General features: G+C 50.9%; 6 tRNA genes and 1 rRNA gene. All 7 read left to right on the plus strand.

Going from position 1 to position 1,056, the window contains the following annotated elements:
* Positions 1–81 precede the first annotated feature (81 nt).
* Positions 82–158 (plus strand) — tRNA-Ile (locus I4U89_RS15525).
* 12 nt (positions 159–170) lie between these two features.
* Positions 171–246 (plus strand) — tRNA-Trp (locus tag I4U89_RS15530).
* 30 nt (positions 247–276) lie between these two features.
* Positions 277–353, plus strand: a tRNA-Pro gene (locus tag I4U89_RS15535).
* Between the two features lie 6 nt (positions 354–359).
* A tRNA-Ile gene (locus tag I4U89_RS15540) sits at positions 360–436 on the plus strand.
* A 6-nt stretch (positions 437–442) separates the two neighbouring features.
* Positions 443–518: transfer RNA gene (locus I4U89_RS15545), tRNA-Phe, on the plus strand.
* Between the two features lie 9 nt (positions 519–527).
* A tRNA-Met gene (locus tag I4U89_RS15550) sits at positions 528–604 on the plus strand.
* Between the two features lie 120 nt (positions 605–724).
* Positions 725–1,056: ribosomal RNA gene (locus tag I4U89_RS15555) — 16S ribosomal RNA — on the plus strand; the annotation flags it as partial.

Here is a 1,056-nt window from a genome sequence, read left to right on the forward strand (position 1 = left end):
TGTAGCGCAGTTTGGTAGCGCACATGGTTTGGGACCATGGGGCCGGGGGTTCGAGTCCCTTCACCTCGACCAAAAAAATGTGGGCCATTAGCTCAGTTGGTTAGAGCGCCCGGCTCATAACCGGTAGGTCTGGGGTTCGAGTCCCTGATGGCCCACCACATTTTTTTTATAGGGGTGTAGCTCAGTTGGTAGAGCGTCGGTCTCCAAAACCGTGCGCCGGGGGTTCGAGTCCCTCCACCCCTGCCAATTAATTTCTATAAATAAATAAAAAAATTTCGAGGTGTAGCGCAGTTTGGTAGCGCACATGGTTTGGGACCATGGGGCCGGGGGTTCGAGTCCCTTCACCTCGACCAAAAAATGGGCCTATAGCTCAGGTGGTTAGAGCGCACGCCTGATAAGCGTGAGGTCGCTGGTTCGAGTCCAGCTAGGCCCACCAAGGTGCGCCCAGATAGCTCAGTCGGTAGAGCAGGGGACTGAAAATCCCCGTGTCGGTGGTTCGATTCCGCCTCTGGGCACCATTAAATCGTGGCGGTATAGCTTAGTTGGCTAGAGCGTTCGGTTCATACCCGAAAGGTCACAGGTTCGACTCCTGTTACCGCTACCATGTAGATTTAAGAACTTTGAAAATTAAACAGTAGGTTAATTTATATAACTGATTCTTAAAAGAATCGAATACAACCAAGCCAGATATTCAGATAATGATAGTCTGAGCAGGTAACAACTTTTATTTGAGAGTTTGATCCTGGCTCAGGATGAACGCTGGCGGCGTGCCTAACACATGCAAGTCGAGCGATTCACTTCGGTGAAGAGCGGCGGACGGGTGAGTAACGCGTGGGTAACCTGCCCTGTACACACGGATAACATACCGAAAGGTATGCTAATACGGGATAACATGAGAGAGTCGCATGGCTTTCTTATCAAAGCTTTTGCGGTACAGGATGGACCCGCGTCTGATTAGCTAGTTGGTAAGGTAATGGCTTACCAAGGCGACGATCAGTAGCCGACCTGAGAGGGTGATCGGCCACATTGGAACTGAGACACGGTCCAAACTCCTAC

The organism is Romboutsia sp. 1001713B170131_170501_G6 (assembly GCF_015668195.1).
Lineage (GTDB): Bacteria > Bacillota > Clostridia > Peptostreptococcales > Peptostreptococcaceae > Romboutsia_C.